At 49.4% G+C, this 18,668-nt stretch carries 9 protein-coding genes; all 9 read right to left on the bottom strand.

Annotated elements, in window-relative coordinates; translation table 11 throughout:
• Nucleotides 1-307: 307 nt before the first annotated feature.
• Nucleotides 308-2,104: an L-fucose isomerase gene (locus tag MKY97_RS14190; protein ID WP_342556040.1), complete on the bottom strand. Its 1,797-nt coding sequence runs from the start codon at nt 2,102-2,104 to the stop codon at nt 308-310.
• 23 nt (nt 2,105-2,127) lie between these two features.
• Complete coding sequence (locus MKY97_RS14185; RefSeq protein ID WP_342556039.1) at nt 2,128-4,905, bottom strand: family 78 glycoside hydrolase catalytic domain; 2,778 nt, start codon at nt 4,903-4,905, stop codon at nt 2,128-2,130.
• Nucleotides 4,906-4,955: 50 nt separating this feature from the next.
• Entirely contained in the window at nt 4,956-8,009 is a 3,054-nt protein-coding gene (locus MKY97_RS14180) for a sugar-binding domain-containing protein (protein ID WP_342556038.1), read from the bottom strand.
• Between the two features lie 56 nt (nt 8,010-8,065).
• Nucleotides 8,066-11,113 carry a family 78 glycoside hydrolase catalytic domain gene (locus MKY97_RS14175; protein WP_342556037.1) on the bottom strand — a complete coding sequence of 1,016 codons (3,048 nt, stop codon included), beginning with the start codon at nt 11,111-11,113 and terminating at the stop codon, nt 8,066-8,068.
• Between the two features lie 129 nt (nt 11,114-11,242).
• On the bottom strand, nt 11,243-12,991 hold the full coding sequence (locus MKY97_RS14170) for an extracellular solute-binding protein (protein WP_342556036.1): 1,749 nt from the start codon (nt 12,989-12,991) through the stop codon (nt 11,243-11,245).
• Between the two features lie 97 nt (nt 12,992-13,088).
• Nucleotides 13,089-14,009 (bottom strand): carbohydrate ABC transporter permease, encoded by a 921-nt coding sequence (locus MKY97_RS14165; protein ID WP_342556035.1) that lies wholly within the window; start codon nt 14,007-14,009, stop codon nt 13,089-13,091.
• A 26-nt stretch (nt 14,010-14,035) separates the two neighbouring features.
• A complete protein-coding gene (locus tag MKY97_RS14160; protein ID WP_342556034.1) occupies nt 14,036-14,977 on the bottom strand; it encodes an ABC transporter permease subunit in 942 nt (313 codons plus the stop codon).
• Nucleotides 14,978-15,221: 244 nt separating this feature from the next.
• Nucleotides 15,222-17,045: a sensor histidine kinase gene (locus tag MKY97_RS14155; RefSeq protein WP_342556033.1), complete on the bottom strand. Its 1,824-nt coding sequence runs from the start codon at nt 17,043-17,045 to the stop codon at nt 15,222-15,224.
• Nucleotides 17,046-18,668 (bottom strand): response regulator, encoded by a 1,623-nt coding sequence (locus tag MKY97_RS14150; RefSeq protein WP_342556032.1) that lies wholly within the window; start codon nt 18,666-18,668, stop codon nt 17,046-17,048.

The raw sequence follows: 18,668 nt of genomic DNA, 5'->3' as shown, positions 1-18,668 counted from the left end.
GGCGTAGGATATCAGGCGCTGTAGACAGTTCTTGAGAAGGAGCTTCGCGCACAGGTGGAACCCCTTAAAAGTGACTGACGAATAAAACAGGCAAAACCATATAAATTATAGTAACTAAAAAATTAGATTGTCAACAATACTTAAAAATAAAATAGAACGTAGTCCTTTGTCAATGGAAGGGGAATCCCAGCTTATGCGTGTGGTATCGAATCAACTTCGATCCGCAAAAAAAGACAAAGCAGTTCAGGAGATGCCATGTTGGCACTTCAATGATGATCCTGCTTTGTCTTTATGATTTCGTTTATGTTTAAACTGAACCATACAGCGGGCCATATGCAGCACAAGCGCGGTAGTCTGCGGCCTCCAGATCTTTCGTTCCAAATGCAGACCAGGCGCTGGGCCGGAAAATGCGGCTTGAATCCACATTATGCATGTTAACCGGAATGCGAAGCATACTGGCAAGTGTAATCAAGTCTGCACCGATGTGACCATAACTGACGGCACAATGATTGGACCCCCAAGCTGCCATTACATTATACACATCACCAAAAACAGGATCATCTTCCACCAGATTTGGAACAAACCATGTTGTAGGCCAGGTTGGGGTTGTTCGCAAATCCAACTGCTGATGCACCTCTTCCGGCAAATCCACCGTATAACCTTCGGCCAGTTGAACCACGGGTCCCAGACCTGCGACGAGATTGATACGTGCCATCGTCACCGGCATCTGCCCGCGCGTTGTATAGTCTGTAGAATATCCGCCTCCGGCAAACTGATCCATGTAGGTTGGGCGCCATCTGACAGCATTTAGGCAGGCCTGCACTTCCTGCGTTTCAATCTCCCAATGCGGCTTCATTACAGGCTGGCCGTCACGCTGCTGCTCCCCTGTTCCGTCCAGTGCTGCCGGACCTGAATTAATCAGATGGATGAAACCATTCGCTGTTAACCCGTCTGGCTTCCATCCCGCGGCTCGCTCTACAGCTTCCGGGCTCCAGTAAGCACGTACATCGGCAAAAATCTGAGCGGTATACGACAGATAATGGTTAAACAGCATGGTGATCGCGTTGAGATTATCATTCTCGGTGGCGATCATATACGGCTCTCGAATACCGTTCCAATCGAAGGAACTGCACAGGATGGCTTCGAGCACATCAGCGCTTGGCTGGTGATCTGTCCATTCCCGCTGCCCCTGAAATCCGGATGCAATGGCGTTATAACCGTACGCTTCTTCCTCATAACCCATCTCCGCCAGTCTGGGATTGCCAATCATCAGATCTCGTACAATCAACGTCATACGGATCGAGGTTTCCCAGTTTTTCATTTTGTTCTCCGGGCTGATCCGGACCGATTCCGGATTGGGGTCGGGCCCTTCTACGCAGTGGCGTGCGGCCCAAGCCATGGCGGTTACGAATTCCTGCTGGTCATAGATGCGTTTGTCGAGTCTGCGGCTGACTTCTGTCATATCAACATAAGCATTTTTCATGCCGAGATAACGCTGGTAGAAATATTCATCGACAATGCAGCCAGCTATGCCCATCGAGACAGAGCCAATGGACAGATAAGACCTGCCGCGAAGCAGAGCTGCCGCCATTCCCGCACGAGCGAAACGGATTAACTGATCACGTACGTCCTCGGGAAGCTTGCGTTCGTCCTGATCCTGAATGTGTTTCCCGTAAATTTTGAAGATCGGTAACCCCTTTTGGTTGTGTGCTGCATGCAGCGCAGCCAGATAGACAGCACCAGGACGTTCAGTGCCATTAAATCCCCAGACAGCATGCGGCAGTGTGGGGTCTGTCTCCATCGTCTCCAGCGGATAACACCAGCCATTCGACACGGTGACCACGACACCTACGCCTTCCTTGCGAAATTGTTCAGCACATCGGGCAGCCTCCGTCATTCCGGAGATGCAGGGTTCAAAGATAATGACCTGCACGGGCGAGCCGTCCGGATTTCGAAGAACTTCCGTAATCTCAGCCGCTGCTTCACGAGCGAGTTCCATAGTACTGTCAGCCAGCGCCGCCTTTACAAGTTTGCGGCGATCCACGATCGGACGAATACCGATCTTGGGAAAGCCGCTGTCATAACGATGTGTATCCTGATTCATCGGTATCTCTCCTTCACTGATTTTTACAAATTCCTCTCGAACGGAAGAGAGAAGCTGTACTTTCCAGGGTTCAACTCATGGATACGCGGCAGTTTTGCTGCCGTAACGACAGCGGCGGGCATAACAAGTGTGCCTGTCGTTCCTTCAGGAACTTCTACCTGTATATGCAGCCCTGCTTGATCCTTCTTCCAAGATGAAGTAATGAGACCATATGCAGTCCTTAGGGACGCACTAACCTTATTCAATTTGCTGGGGATAAAAGGCTCAATCCATATTTTTTCATAACCTGGTGAGTTAGGCCTTATGCCTGCCAGCCTTGTATAAAAAGAGACGCTGATGCCGCCAAACATCGCGTGATCATGCGAATGCATGCCTCCTTTCTCACTCCACTGCTCCCATAGCGTCGTTGCTCCGCGTTCGATCTGATAACCAAACCCGGGGTATTCCTTTTTGCTCAGCAGCTCGTAAGCTGTATCAATGTGTCCGTAATCTGCCAACACGTCTAACAGATATCTTGTACCATAGATGCCTGTGTGAAGATGTCCGTCTTTTTCGGCGATAGCCTGCACCAGCCGGGCTGCGGCAGCAGCGCGCAGTTTGACTGGTACCATACCGTAGGCAAGCGGCATGAGCTGCGCTGTCTGAGAAGCGCTCCCATAGATGCCGTCACCTGTGTGAAACTTGTCCTGGAAGGCTCGATTGATGTCACCAGCCAGCTTCAGATAGCGATTATAGTCTGCATGTATTCCTAATATGGATGCCGTTTCGGCAGTAATTGAAGTGATTTTGTAATAAACACTCGTATTCACAAGTTCAACTTCATGGAAATAGTTCTCCCAGCCATCGTCATTCGGAGGACACCAGTCTCCAAAGCCCTCCTTCACTATATGTTCAGGCCACTTCTCATGCAGATGGTCAATGTATGTGTTCATAGACGGGTAACTGCGGCGCAGCGCTTCCAGATCGTTATAATGCTGATAAAGATGCCATGGAAGAGAGACTTTGTCTCCGCTCCAATCCGGATTAGTCATGCTGTCCTCAATATCCTCCAGCCATTTGCGGTAATAACGCTGCATATTGAAATGGTGCATGCCCGCCTCCTCAACAACAGCGGAATCCATGAGGCAGGGAGTGCGTTCATCACGCTGACAGCAGTCTGTCGGGATGCTCGCCAGGTTGTTCAGATAGGACCAGCGAATGTTACTGTAAAGCTGGTTAAGCATCTCATCCGAGCATTCAAACGTGCCTGCCGATTCTACATCGGCATGAACCGGAACAGCCTGAATGGAGATCCAGCAGGAACCGGCGCTGACTTCAACATAACGGAAGCCATGATATGTGAAACGTGGTTCATATTTTTCTTCACCTTCTCCACGAAGAATGTAAGTGTCTGACGCCTTGGCGTTTCGATTCGTCCATGGATCAATACAGCCTGATTCATCGATCAGTTCGCTGTATTTCATCCTTACTTCACTCCCTGCCCGGCCCTTAACCTGAATTCGGGCCCATCCCGAGATGTTCTGCCCGAAATCGTATACATTTACGCCGGGACGCGGATGAAAGACTGCTGTCGGTTCCAGCGGTTCAAAGGGCACAACCGGAGGTTGTTGATTTTCCTTCAGTTTGCCTGCAGGGGGCTCAGCGCTCACCACGCTTGACCAGTCGTTATTTTCAATAAAACCGGGTTGGCTCCAACCAAGCTGCTCCAGCCTTGCATCATAGGACTCCCCATCATAGATATCATTGACAAGAATAGGGCCTGCCGCAGATGACCAGGAAGAATCCGTCGTGATGCTCTGTGTACTCCCATCCTCGAACCGGAGGTCCAGCTGCAGGATCAATGCTTTATCTCTGTTCCATTTCCAGCCCCAGCGTGAGTAGTTAAAATGGTACCCGTTCCCCAGCCACACGCCCAGCACATTATGCCTTTCTTGAATCAAATGGGTTACGTCATACGTGTCATAAAGCATGCTGTGGTTATACGGTGTGTTCGCCGGAGCAAGTACGCGCTCATCCGCACGATTTCCATTGATATGAAGCTCATACCACCCAATCGAATAGATGCGTAATCTGGCTTCAATCGGGAGGAGAGTCAGGTCAAATGTTTTACGAAACAGCGGACTATCTACCGGGAGTGGTGAGGTACAGATCGACAGCATATTTCCTTCCAGCGCCAGCCCATTACCTGAAGCATGAATCGAACCTGCTGTACAGTGCGTCGTTTGTGGATCGTAAAAACGGTTGGAATACAGCACGCGACCGTTCGTGCCCGTGAGCTTCAAGTCGCGAAAGACCGCTTTTTGTCCTTCTTTCGTGCGAAATCCGACTGTTCCTTCATAAGAAGCTGCCCTGCATGAACAAATCCGCTGCTCATTCACCATCACGTGCCATACTTTGTTTTCTGTGTTTACTTTGAGTTTGATGGGCGCTGCCTTTCTTTCAAGTAAAGACACCGCAACCTCATCCAAGTTATGACGTATACCTTGTTTTATATAGTAAACGGACATGAGACAGGAGTTCACAAGCTGATCATTCCCGGGTTCCTTTTGATTCTCAGCGAATTCGATCCCGCCATGATTGTTTTCATCCTGATAACCGAAAAGAAATGAAGCTCCATCTGCTTCGATATGCAGAACAACTTCTGCCTGATATGCAGTCCAATCTTCACATGGTTGTGCCTTGCGAGTTATCCACTCCGCAGCCCATTGATCCGATTTCATTACAATTTGATTGTCCGTCCGTTCAACTGCTTCATCAATCGGGTCGATCCGTTCTGACTCGCTTCTCTTCATTGATGTCATACTGCTGCTCCTTCCTGTAAGTCAGCTTGGCTTCTCGTCATATGTGCATACTATGGCTGGGTACGCAGCGTCACCTCAGGTGCATTCCAGGCACTGACAGACAGTTTGTCTAATCTAATTTCGAAGCCGGATTCATAAGCAATATGTCTCTGTTCTCCCGGCAGGAGACCAAAATCATTGTCATCCAGATAACAGCTCCAATCATCGGGAAAATGGTGAATGATTACCCGGATTGCGGGCACCATACCCGAATTGTGGATCACAATCGTTCCACCCGTCCTCCCCTTCTCACCCTTGTCAGCTGACTGGACATACCATTCAAGCGTGGTAGAGGGAAGCTCGCGCATTGGAGCATTGGGTAGTTCCCCGTACAGCATAAAGGCATGCGCTGCCTCATGATCCGGGTATTCGTTTGAATGGTGTCTGTGCTCCTGCTCGAAGGCCAGCAGTTCGGCAGTTTTCGGCTGGGCGTTATACCAGTACCAATGATCGGAGAGCCGTCTTCCATCTTCTGAATGGAGCGTTACTGCAGCGAGGAAAGGCTGAATGGCTGAAGCTTCCGGCAGGAGCTTTTCCAGTGATGCAATGGGATAGACCCGTCCCGGAGACACGGTTAAACCCGGATAATTCCAAGTCATCAATTCCGTTAATTGGCTGCTGAACATCGTGACTCGAACAGTCACGTTACTAAGCGTTTCTCGCGAGTCGTTCACGAGATGCAGGTCAGCCCGGAACACTTCCCCTGCCAGCCAGCCTTCCAGTTTACCGGCGGTGATGAAAGCATTCTGTGGACGTGAAGCCTGCTTGGCTCGATAATAGGAAAGCTTGGCTGTGCCGTAATAATCAATCACTGCCCAGGAATGTCCCGGGAAACAGTCGGTGAATTTGTAATACCAGAATCCGCTCTTGTCCTTGCCGGTTCCTGCACGCTGTAGATCAGCGACCAATCGGATGGCATCCCCCTGAGCGGTCTGTGAATATATGATGTAGTCCTCCCAGCTCTGGATAGGTCCGTATGATGCGTAGCGCATTACTTTAATAACATCCTTCAGGCTGAATTGATGAAAATGAGCCTTCCAGCCCCTGCTTTCTTCGGTTGGCGGAAAAGAGGACAGTGCCTCCTCCGGCATATAACGCAGACAACTGGAGATATTGGTCTGGCTCGGAATGCCGAATTCCCCGTAAAATACCGAAGGCATTGCCACAACTGCTTCTTCCAGCGGTTCACCGCCGTGATACACGTTCCAGTTATGGACGCTGCCTCCCCAAGGGTCCGTTCGGTGAAATGGACGCGACGGATCAAACTCGCGGCATCGTTTTCCAACCAGAAAAAGTCCTTCATCTGCGCCTCCATGAGCTCCGTTCTCATTGCCTCCACCCCACATGATCAAAGAAGGGTGATTCCGCAGCCGTTTAACGGAAAGTGCCGTTTGACGGTCAATCACGCCAAGATCTGTTACCGGAGCATCAGGCGGGCCCCAGCAAAGCGGGAACTCCTGGTATACCATAATGCCTTTTTGATCACATAAATCATAGAATTCATCACTTTCCACTAATCCGCCGCCCCATGCCCGCAGCATTTGTACATGACCTCTGCGTGCCAGCTCCAGTAGCCGTTCAATCTGACCTTCCTTTTGCGTCAGCATGACGTCAGGCCAGCACCAATTGGCTCCTTTGATAAACATCGATTCGCCATTAATCACAAACTGCCAGCGATAGTCGGTTTCCGGCACCGCCTCCGTCATGGGCCTCATTTCAACAGTGCGGATTGCAAATGAAGTTCGAATCTCACTTACGTTAACAGGCTTCGTGTCGGCATATCCGCCCACTGATCCGGGCAAAGATTCAGGCGCTGACTCGCGGGACAAACCATCGATGTCTGGTGCACCTTTATGTTCACAGCTGCCGGAAGCAGACCTCAATATAAGCTCATAGATTGGCTGCTCTCCATAACCTGATGGCCACCATAGGTTAGGACGGCTTAGTTTAAACACAGTACTGAATTTGCTTCGCCCACGGGGCACTTCTATAGAACAGATAAAGCCGGTGTCAACACGGCTGCCCCTTTCATCCGCAGTCGATTGGACTGCACTCGTTGGATTCCTCCAATCATCCCTGCTGCTCTTCTCCGTTTTTAAACAGATAAGGCCTTCAATTGTTAAAGAGGTCCGCTCTGTAAGGCTGCTCTCTGTCGTAAATTCCAATTGCAGCAGGGCTTCATCGGAAGTGCAGGACATGGTTACTAGATAGGGATCAAGCAGCGCAATATCCGGCTGAACCGTTACCCATACATCCTTCCAGATGCCAAGTGAGATGAGATGGCCGTAATGCCAGCCAAAGCCCGGACTGGGTTTCATCAGCCCATTCCAGCTTTGCGGCGCCGGGTCGATTCGAACGACGAGCACATTGACCTCATTCCATTGAACCAGCTCTGTAATATCATGGACCGGACCGCCGAACATACCCTGATGATGTCCAAGCGAGACACCATTAAGAAACACTGTGCCTGAGTAGTCGATACCGTCGAACGTTAAGGAAAGCCGTCTTCCCTCCCACGTCTCGGGTACTTCAAACGCAGTGGCAAACCACCACTCCCTGCATTCCACACGCGTTCTGCGAAACCAGAGGGGAGTCTCTTGAGGCGTCCCGTTCTGTTCCAATTCATCAAAGGTGTTTGTGTTCCAATGCGGATCAGCCATTAATTCCAGATCGACCAGCGCCTGCTGCACCGTTGTAGGAACTTTGACTTCAAGCCAGTCACTCCGATCATGATCCGGATCATACCAACGATCGCGCATTCCTTCACTCGGCTTGGCTTTTCGTCCAAACCAGCCCGTCGCCGGGGCGGGATCACCATGATCCGCCGGTTCGCTCCCCTTCATACGCCAGATGCCGGAGAGCGGCATGGAATCCTCTGACTTCGAGCTGCTGGTATGGAAGCTTGACATCGTCTGAACTTCATTTGGAATAGAGAGAACAGGAATGCGGCTGTCCATCTCCACCCATGCGTCTCCATGAAGAGGAGAGCGGGCATAAGCCTCGTCCTGTACTTCATCCAGAAAACGCTTACCTTCAACAGGATAATAATACGAGATGTTTGTCATTTTCCTAACACTCCATTCGTGTTCTGCGAACCTCTGCCGACACTACATGCACTGTTTCAGTATGTTCTGTGTATGAGCAGTGGCCGATATCCTTCGGGAACTTCCATCTCCACCGCAACTTCTTTTGGTGCGACGACCTCCAATTGAAAAACGGAATCACCTGATTCCTTCCGAATCTCCCACTTCACGTCAATTCTTCCGTCCTGGGGAAGAGGCACCGCCCCTTTGGCCCACTGCAAATCGCCTGGCTGCGGGGCTATCCGAACGGCTGTCCAACCGTCTGCGGCAGGACGCACTCCGAGAACCACAGCACCTAAAAAATATCCCGGTGCAGCTGACCAGGCATGACAATGACTGCGTGTCAGATCCTTGGGGTTCGCTCTGTTCTCGGTAAATCCCGGGTACATTTCCCAGCAGGTTGTAGCTTCATGTTTCACCATCTCACCGAACTTCTCACGCATATCCTGCAGCATTCTATCGATCTCACCATGCATTACCAGTGCTTCATAATAAAAGAACGTCATAAACGGACTGCCTATCCCTACAAAATGATCAGGTGGTGAAGTTAGATAAGCTGCAAGTATCTCCTTACGCTCATCTGCTGCCGCTCCAGTAATCAAAGCCGTCACCTGAGTCTGCATGCTGAATGTGCTGGAAGGAGAACCATCGGCATAAATGCAGTCAATAAAAGCCTGATGCTCTTCACTCCAGAGATGTTTGTTAATGGCATAGATTAAATGCTGTGACCTGGCATCGTAATATGCCGCTTCTTCTGCACATCCTGCCAATTCAGACAACCGAGCTGCGTCTGCCAGCGTGCGTGCTAATATGGCATTCTGATGCGTAACTGTCCCGTCATTCGGCTGCTCGATCGGAGCCCAGTCGAGCAGATTCCATGCGTGAATGGTCAACAGGCCCTGCTTATCCAAATGCTGCAGATAATGATCCAGCGTGAACTTTACTTTTGGCCAAATCGCTGCAGCAAACGCTCCGCTTCCGGTATGACGTGTGTATTCAAGGCAGGCGGTTATCCAGAAAAACGTCCAGTTCGGAATCACACTGCTCCAGCCGCTGGGTACCTGATCCGCATAAAGCGGGGTCTGACTTCCTGAGCCAGGCACGAGCTGCAGACAGTGTTTAACGATATCCAATGCACCGAATACATAATAGTTCACCAGAGCTTCATTACGGCTGTCACCAACCCAGAAAACCTGTTCATAAGCCGGACAATCCACAAAGGTGTCTTCCATACACAACCGGGTCGTATGTTTGCTGATCTCCCAGATGTCATTCAAGAGCGGGTCGGAGCAGTGAAAGCGGCCAATCTCTGCCACCGGATAGCTGCTCTGCACCAGAGTTACACCGAACAACCGCAGAGGTTTCATATTCCCGTGGATCGTAAGCATCAGATATCGCAGTCCGCGCCGGACAGGCGATTCATAGCGTTGTCTGCCTTCACGGCACACATAACGCAGTGTATTATCCACGCCAAAGGTATCCTGCCGGGAACCACCGTCCATATACTCAAATCCGTAAGCATCCAGTATGGTGCCTTCAGGTGCCTCGATCTCAAATCGCAGGAAGCCTGACCATTCGCGTCCAAAATCCAGAATCAGCTCGGTACCTCTACCCGTCGTCGCTGCGGGTATGATGGCCGGTATCCGGTTGGCAAGACAGATCTGCTGTAATGGCGCAGGAACAGCCTTCGTCTGTTCCGCTCTCTTCCATATGCTGGATACAAATATCGAAGCATCGGAGCTGAGCAGGTCGGGGAAGGGTTTAACCCACCTACGATAAAGGAGGAGCTCTCGGATTGTAGACAATGTCCTGCACTGAAGATAAACATCAGCATCCTTGAAGGCGTGTATGTCCAAGGACTTCTGACCTCCGAAACCTTGATACTGACGAAGTGCATCCGGGTTGGGCTGATGATCAATGTGAACAAGTGAAGCAAACGGACCGATAAGGGCAAAGGGTGCTGCGCTCACGGTTTCTTTATCAAGAAGCGGTGACACAACCCTAAACGCAGCCTCACAATCGATACCCAGATGCAATCCGCCCCCATGATCCTGACCAGCGAGCTCGATAAGCAGCAGATTGTCACCCGCTTGGAGCTTGACTTGCTGCAGACGGCGCGGCCTTTCGCCTTCCATTGCTGACACAGGATAATAAATCCCATTAAGGGTGAATCCGCGCAGGGCATGGAAAGCACTGAAAAATCCGATGACCGCTTCGGCTTCGCGGCTTGAGTGAACGACTGCGGCAGCATAACCGGCAAAGGATACCGGATTGGCGTGCATTCTGCTGCCTGGGTCCATCGCTTCACGAACATCAAGCACATGAGTCCAGGAGATGGGCACTGCCTCTTTCAAAGACTCGACCCGTACAGGCCAAACTTCCTGCTCGGTCAGTTCAGGAATGTCACTGGGAATCAGCTTAACCCAAGGTGCGTCTCCTGCCTTTGCGATGACACGTGCGGCTGTCCAGCCTGACTCTTCAATTGATGCTGCATGCTCTGCTGCTCCAAACCATTCTCTCTTCCACTGCCTCGCATCCACCTGCTCTGTAAATCCAAGCTGACAAGACATACGTGAAGCTCTTCGCTCGTATCCGGCATATGGAGTGGTGCACCACGAAGCATCGGTAGCAGCGATCAACTCTCTTTGCTGAGGCGTTCCATCCGTATCAAGGTGTACCTGCTCCAGCTGCGCCAGAAGTCCGCCTCTCCCAGGCACATAAGAGAAAGTCGCCGTACCATAGCTCATGACCAGAACAGCCAGTGTATTAACGCCCGGCCGAAGTAAATGCCCTACTTCATGCACATGATAATTCAGTTCAAAGGGCCAGGAACGACTGGGTCCTCTTCCGCACAATACACCGTTCACGTACAATACGTATCTGGCATCTGCCGTTATCGTGATCTCAGCACTTTCGTGCTCCCACTGCCGCAGCGTAAATGCTTTTCGGAAGCAGCGCCATTCATTACGCGGCCAGTCCTCACTGCCTCCCCAAATCCAGGAAGCCTGCCAGACAAAGCGATCTGTACTGCCTTCCTTTTCTTTGATCGGCAGTTCCCTCCCGCCAGCTGTAAGAGTTTGATCCATTTTCAAGTCAACTCCTCACTTCAATGAATTGTGGGTTTTTCTTTAGATGCATGCTGCATAAGAAAAGGAGCTAAAACTTCACAGCTTCAGCTCCTCTTCCAACGCTCTACTCGCTTCAGTTAAGTCAGTTTACAGACCGTGAGCTTGACGAAGCCGCTGTACCTCACCGTTATACCAAGCGGTAAATTCATCTGCTCCGGCTTTTTTGAACGCCGCAAGTGCAGCTTGTTTATTGGCCTCGAAAGCCTGCTCATCTTTGGAAAGAATGATTTTTGCGGCTTCGCGTGCAGCCAGTTCTTTCAATTCAGCTTCCTGCTTTTTCAGTTTGTCATCCAGCGTTACACCTGGAACAGTGTTGCGTTTAACGATCTCCTCGTCGTCCATGCCGTTCATCCAGGTAGTAAATGTGTTGAGCTTACCTTCATCAATCCGCTTTTTGAACACTTCTCCCGAGTAAGAAGCGCCATAATGCTGTGCAAAGTCTTTTTCGAGCGGTGTGGCTGCCTTGGATAAGGCTTCCTCCGAGGTGAAGAGGTCTACTGGCATTTTGTCATTGGGATTAACCATGTCTCCGCCCAAACCGATAATGTTACGATCCAGAGAAAGCCCTGTTGCTTCGTAAGGTGCTCCACCTGCGGCTTTCAGCGCCAGTGTTTCATCCGTCAGTGCCGGTTTACCATCCGTCATCTTCCAATGTTTTCCCTCTACGCCGTTGTACATCGTACGTGCACCCTCATAAGAGTAAATATAATTCAGGAACTCCATTGCTTTTTCCGGATTTTTGGATGTTTTGGAGATGCTGTAGGCTTTATCCTGCCATCCAAGCGGGTTCACTGCACCTGTCCAAGCCAGCTTACCAGCCGGAACAACCAGATATCCTTTGCCTTCGCCTGCGTGCTGGGCATTGAAATCACCCATTGCCCAGGTTGCCGGACCCACAACAATCTGTCCTGCCGTTGCTTTTGCCATGTAGTCATTGTTTTTCATCGTGAGGGAATCGGGATCAAGCAATCCTCGACGCTGCGCTTTGTTATAAAAGTCCATCGCTGTCCAGAAGTTGGAAGATTCATCGGTCAGATTGCTGATGAACTCGCTGCCGCCCACTTTGGATGCTGTCAGGTCACTTGTAGCACTTACATTTTCAGTGAAAATAACCGGCGGAATCGTATAAGGCCACAGCCCCCAGTCCTGCCACATGGACACGCCGTACACTTTCTTGCCGTCTTCGGTCTGCGGATGTTTCTCCACGATTTTGCCTACAACGTCCAGCAGATCGTCCATCGTTGCTATTTCAGGTGCACCGACCTCTTTATACCAGTCCCAGCGAATCGTTGGTCCAATGGTGATCGGTGCAATGGATGTACCCGGCTTGGATTGTACTTGCGGAGGCAGGAAATACAGTTTTCCCGTCCCGTTACTCCAGTTCTTTATACTGTATTCGACAACGGTAGGAATATTAGCGGTAATATCTTTACCGGATTTGGCAAGCATGTCGTCAAGCGGAACGATCAGGTCGCCTTCAATCAACTGCTTTTGATATTTATTCACGTTGGTCCTTACCAGGTCGGGCAGATCGCCGCCAGCAAGCAGTACATTGAATTTATTCTCGTCTGCTTCAACGTACTCGATTTTGACCCCGATCTTCTCGGCAATGGCCTGAGCTACCTCGTTGTTCTGCTGCGTATTCCATTTGGAGCCGGTTTCCATGATCAGAACACGAAGTGTTACCAAATCTTTGTTGGAGCCGTTGTCTGACGAGCCGGCTTCACCTGAACCGGGCTGCCCTGTTCCCGAGCCTCCGCTCGTACAGGCTGCAAGCAGCATAGACGTCATCATGAGCATGGCCATTACCCGGCGAAACGTTGTTTTAGTTCTCATGTCATAACCCTCCTGTTTATCTTCTTCTATAATTATCGGCATTTAACCGGATAATCCAATCTGCTTGCGGCATATTTGACTTTGCGGCTTTTTGGCTTTAGCCTTTGACGGCGCCCATCATGATACCTTTAACAAAATACCGCTGCAGCATTGGGTACACCAGTACAATCGGCAGCGTAACCAGCATCGTGATTGTCATTCGGATGGACTGAGGTGTGAGTGTCCGCACAACATCTCCCCGCGTCAGCTCCTCCGTGCTCATATTCGACAGGTTGCTGGACTGGTTCAGGAAGTTATAGAGCACGAGCTGCAGTGTCTGCAGCTTCGGGTTCTCAACGAGGAAAAAGTTATCAAACCAGGTATTCCACTGTCCTACCGCAGAGAACACGGCAATGGTGGCGATAATGGGCATCGAGAGCGGGAAAATAATGCTGCGATAGATACGGAAATATCCGGCTCCGTCGATCTTCGCGGATTCCTCCAGAGAAGCGGGAAGCTGTTCGATGAACGTTTTGATCAAAATAATGTTAAAGCCCGACATTGCACTCGGGATGATGTACAGCAGGAAATTATTCTGTAAACCGTATGTCTTCATGGTCAGATACCATGGGATAAAACCGGCGTTAAAGTACATCGTAATCAGAACAAAACGGTAGATCATTTTACGATACGGCATCTCTTCTTTGGTAATCAGATAGGCAAAGAATGAACAGCTGAACACGGTAATTAAAGTACCCAGCACCGTTCGGGAGACGCTAACCAGAGCAGCATCGATAATACCCGGCAGTTGTACCGTTGCCTTGTATGCTTCAAGTGAGAAGCCGGCTGGCCAGAAATAGACCCCTTTCTGAACATCAATTGGATCACTGATGGAATAGATGAAGATGTAATAGAACGGATAGATTGTAATAATAACAAGCATGGACAGCAGGATGTAGTTAAACAAAGTAAACGTAAAATCCTTCCAATCGATGTGGCGGACGGAACGAAGCGTCTGTCCTGAGGGCTGTGTGCGCATATCTTTTTTGCTCCTTTCCCTGCGAGTCAGACGATACCTTGACCGCGAACTTTCTTGGATAGAATGTTGACACTGAAGAGCAGCAGTACACTGATAACTGTTTTGAAAATACCTACAGCTGTTGAGTACGAGTAGTCACCTGTTACAAGACCAAGTCGATATACATATAGGTCAAGTACCTCAATCCGGTCTGCAATCATCACATTGCTGAACACCAGATATTGTTCAAAACCTGCCGAGAGCAGGTTGCTGACGGAGAGCAGCAGAAGCACAATAAAGGTTGGCATGATGCTGGGCAGTGTAATATGCCAGATGGTACGCATGCGCCCGGCGCCATCCACCTTCGCTGCATCGTACTGCTCACTGTCTATGCCTACGATGGCTGCCAGGTAGATAATGGCGCTCCATCCTGCCGATTTCCACAGCAGGAGCAGGGTCTGAACGGTCCATACCCGGTCAAAGTTCCCGAGGATATCCACGGGGGGACTGCCGATGCCGGTTTTCATCATGATGGAATTGACTGCGCCCTCCGTACTGAACATGCTGAATGCCAGAGAGAAGACAATAATCCAGCTGATATAATTGGGCAGCGTGGATACGGTTTGCACCAGCCGTTTAAACCAGCCGGAGCGGACTTCCGAGATTAGAATCGCAAGCAGCATAGGTACAGGTGCTGTTGCTATGGACAATAAGCTGAGTGCAAGTGTATTCGCCAGCACGGGTCCCATCCGTGGATCATCGAACATATTGCGAAAGTTCTCTAATCCCAGAAATGGTGTCTGGTGCAGCGGAATGCCCGGTTTGTAATCGAAGAATGCATAGATCCATCCGAATAACGGAACGTAACTAAAAGCTAAAGTAAATAGTACAAATGGCGCGGCCAGCAGGAGGAGGTGAATACCGTCCTTGCGATTCAGCTTGCCGGCTTTTTTCGTTATGGAACGTGTCAGAGTTTCGGTTCGCTGCATATGAATTTCTCCTTTGTTCGGTGCTTTCGTTTTGGGTTAATCAATTGGCATATTCATATGATAGCGCTTTCTTAAAGGCGGTTAAATGAACGTTCCTCTGATCTCCTTGAAAAAAACAGGGCTGTTCCCCGAGCGGACTTGAACCATTTTAAGATGTTTCTTGAACAATTTATCAAAGACTTGCCGCTCAAAGAAAATGCTCTCATGCGCCGCCTCTTGGGCGAGCTCATGAGAGCATCCAATGTTATATTCGGCGAACCGGCAGGGTAACAATTGCCTTTGCTCCCTGCTCCGTTGGGGCAAAATGAATGCCGAAGTCTGGACCAAAATATAACCGAATCCGTTTGTTAACGTTATTAAGACCGATCCCGCTGCCGCCAACAGTCGATTTAGGTGATTCTCCTCCAGCCAGCTTTTCATTCAAAGTTTCGAGAGTCTCCTTGTCCATCCCTGCCCCGGAATCCGTAACGCTCAGGATAAGCCGATCTTCATCTCCAGCTGCACTGATTCCGATTTGAATGGCAAAATCTTCACTCTGGCGGCCTGATGCAATAGAATTCTCCAGCAGCGGCTGCAGCATAAAGCGCGGTACCTGACAGTTCATCCAGTGCTCATCCACGTCCATGGTGAACGTAATATTGTTGTTGAATCGCATGTTGATAATTTTTAAATAGTTGTCCAGGTACGACAGCTCATCGCGAAGCGTGCACATGGGATCTTTACTGGAGAACACGGGACGCAAAATATTGCCCAGCGCAACAATCGTATTCACGATGTTGTCAGCCTTTACAATGACAGCCATCCAGCGGATCATGTTCAGAGTGTTATAGAGGAAATGCGGATTGATCTGATACTGCAGCGCCTCCAGTTCCAGTTCCCTCTTCTTCTCTTGAATTTCATTGTTCTTCTCCACCAGTTCCACCATGCTGAGTGACATCTCGTTAAAGCGGCGGATCACGGTGCCAAGCTCATTATTCGGAACGTGATCCACGGTAACACCAAGTTCACCGCGGCTCATATCTTTCATTTTGCCCGAAAGCTGGTTTAACGGTTTAATGATTTTCCGCAGCCAGAAGTAGGAAGCAATAAAGATTGCCAGCACACTTATTGTAAAAACCAGCATAAGCATGCGCTGCACGCCGATAATCTGGTCTGAATACTGACTGAGCGGAATCTCTTTCAGCAGATACCAGCCGCCGTCATGAAGCTTATAATAGACCACCTGCATACTTCGTCCGGCCTTTTCATCATCTAAACTGCCATAAGCACCTTCTGCCAGCTCTGTCCCCGGCTTGAAATAACTTCGAGTCCCTACCCGGCCCTCCTCACTGGCCGATATCACTGTTCCGTCCGCACTTGCGATATACATATCGCCTTCTTCCCGGTTCAATGCCGTAGAATAGATCGATGACAGATAACGTTCATCAATATTAAATATGAGTGTAGCGCTCGTGGTTGGATCATAGATGGCACGCGTTCCCCGCATCAAACTGATTAAATAACCATCATCCTTACCGGTTAGATACGGGTTGTAGAACGATTTCTTGATTCCGGAATGAATAATCAGCTGCGGATACTGTTCAATGGTCTGACGAAAAGGCTCGGAGGTGAAAAAGCTCTGCTGCCATGCATCCCGATCATATACTAATGTCCGTTTCTGGCTTCCGCCTACAGCACCCAGATTGTTTGCTGTGATATAGATGGAATCAATATAATTGTAGTTATCGATGAAATCCGCAACGACACGCTGCACATCATTTTTGGATTCCAGAAATTCTTCTTCTGTTTTCTCTGATATTTTGTATAAAAAGCGCTGGATATGATCATCCCGCAGAAACAGCATCGATAATCGATCGATCTCCTTTACTAAACCTCCGATGTTGTGGTCCAGCTGCTGGAACTGCTGATAGAGCAGGCGTTCATTCTGGATCTTGACCATATTCTGCATAAAAGAATAAATAAAATAAGAAGCCCCCGCCATGACGGCGAGGCTGATGACCATAATATAGAGAATAAGCTGGGTTCGCAGCTGTCTGGAAGTGAAAAGCGATAGGAGGGTTTTCTTCATTTAAGGCACCCTCTTGTCTTTGAGTGTTGTTTGCCTGCGGTATTCATTTGGATTAAGTCCCGTAATTTTTTTGAAAACTTTACTAAAATACGTATACTCCGGCGAAAAGCCAACCAAGGCTGGTACATCGGAAGAACGCAGCTGGTTCTGGGCAAGCAGTTCTTTCGCACGTTCGATGCGGTATCGGTTAACGTAATCAATATACGTAATCTGCAGCTCCTTACGGAAGAGGTTGCTGAGATAACCCGGACTTAAACCCACATAGTCCGCGACCATCTGCAGACTGATATTTTCTGTATAGTGGCGTTTGATGTATTCAATCGCACGGGTGATCTCATCACTCATTTGTAAGCGCTTGCGAACCAAATCAACTAGAGTGTTCATGTATGTGAGGACCTGGTCAAGCATATCGGGCATCGTATCACAATTCTCCAGTTTTTCGGTCATGCTGAGCAGCAGCGTCTTTTCATTGTTGTGATCATATACATTTGTATTAATCCACTGTACAAACTGATACACCGTAATCTCCAGTGTTTTGCGATCTTCACACATCCCACATTCGATCTCATCCAGAAACTCATCATACTCTCTTTGTTTCAGTTGTGGGAGCAGCTCCCTTATGTCGTTATGGTTACGAATTCGTTCAACTCGTGCAAGTACACCGGTTCGGTCGGCACGCCCTGTCCCTTGGTGCTGCTGTCCTGGGCCGACAATAAATTTGCGCTGCAGCGCCCGCTGGGCTTCGGCATATTGTCTAGGGAGCGAATCATACCCTCCATTGACACTGCTGATTCCGAATGAGACCGTGCAGTTGAAATAATGACGAATCGTATCTTGAATATGTTCAAGCAGCTGCCGAATCTCCTGTACAATAGCTTGTTCAGACAGCATATCGGCAAAGTGCAGTACAATCGCGTAATGACGGTCGTTAATCTGGACAGCTTCTCCCCGTTTATACCCCGACATGATCTCGCTTAGAATATTCAGCATAGACATCTTGACCAGATGACCATGCTCATCACGAAATCGCTCTTTGAGCGAAAAGTAATGGTCCACTTCCATGACGCATACGACAAGGCGAACAGGAGATAATCTCAAGCCAAGTTCTGTAACGAACCTTGAGAACTCATCTGTAGAGAAAATCTGATAGAACATAAAGTCCTTGAACATTTTTTCTTTTACCAATTCTATATCCGGTGATGCCGAGGCTGTAGTCCTTTGAACAATATTCACATGGCTCTGCTGCTGATCCAGTTCTTCCCTGACACCTGTCAGCACCTGTTCAATCTCTTCTTCGGTCATCGTCAGTTTTAAAATGTAGCTGGACACATCCAGCTTCAGAGCTTTACGCGCCAACTCAAACTCTTCCAGACATGAGAGCACGACGACACGCGTATGTTTGTCTTGTCTACGGATGTTGGAGATCAGCTCCATTCCGTCCATTCTGGGCATACTGATATCGGTAATGACCACGTCGGGTTTCTCACGTTCATAATAATCCCATGCAGCCAGGCCATCAGGAAAGTCGGCGGTAACCTCCAACCCGAACCTGCTCCATTCGACGGAATTTTTCAGTCCGATACGAACCAGCATCTCATCCTCGACGATCATCACCTTATACAT

It is taken from the genome of Paenibacillus sp. FSL R7-0652, from assembly GCF_038595045.1.
GTDB lineage: Bacteria > Bacillota > Bacilli > Paenibacillales > Paenibacillaceae > Paenibacillus.
Note: the sequence above shows the minus strand (reverse complement) of the source record. Positions and strands in the feature narration are given on the sequence as shown.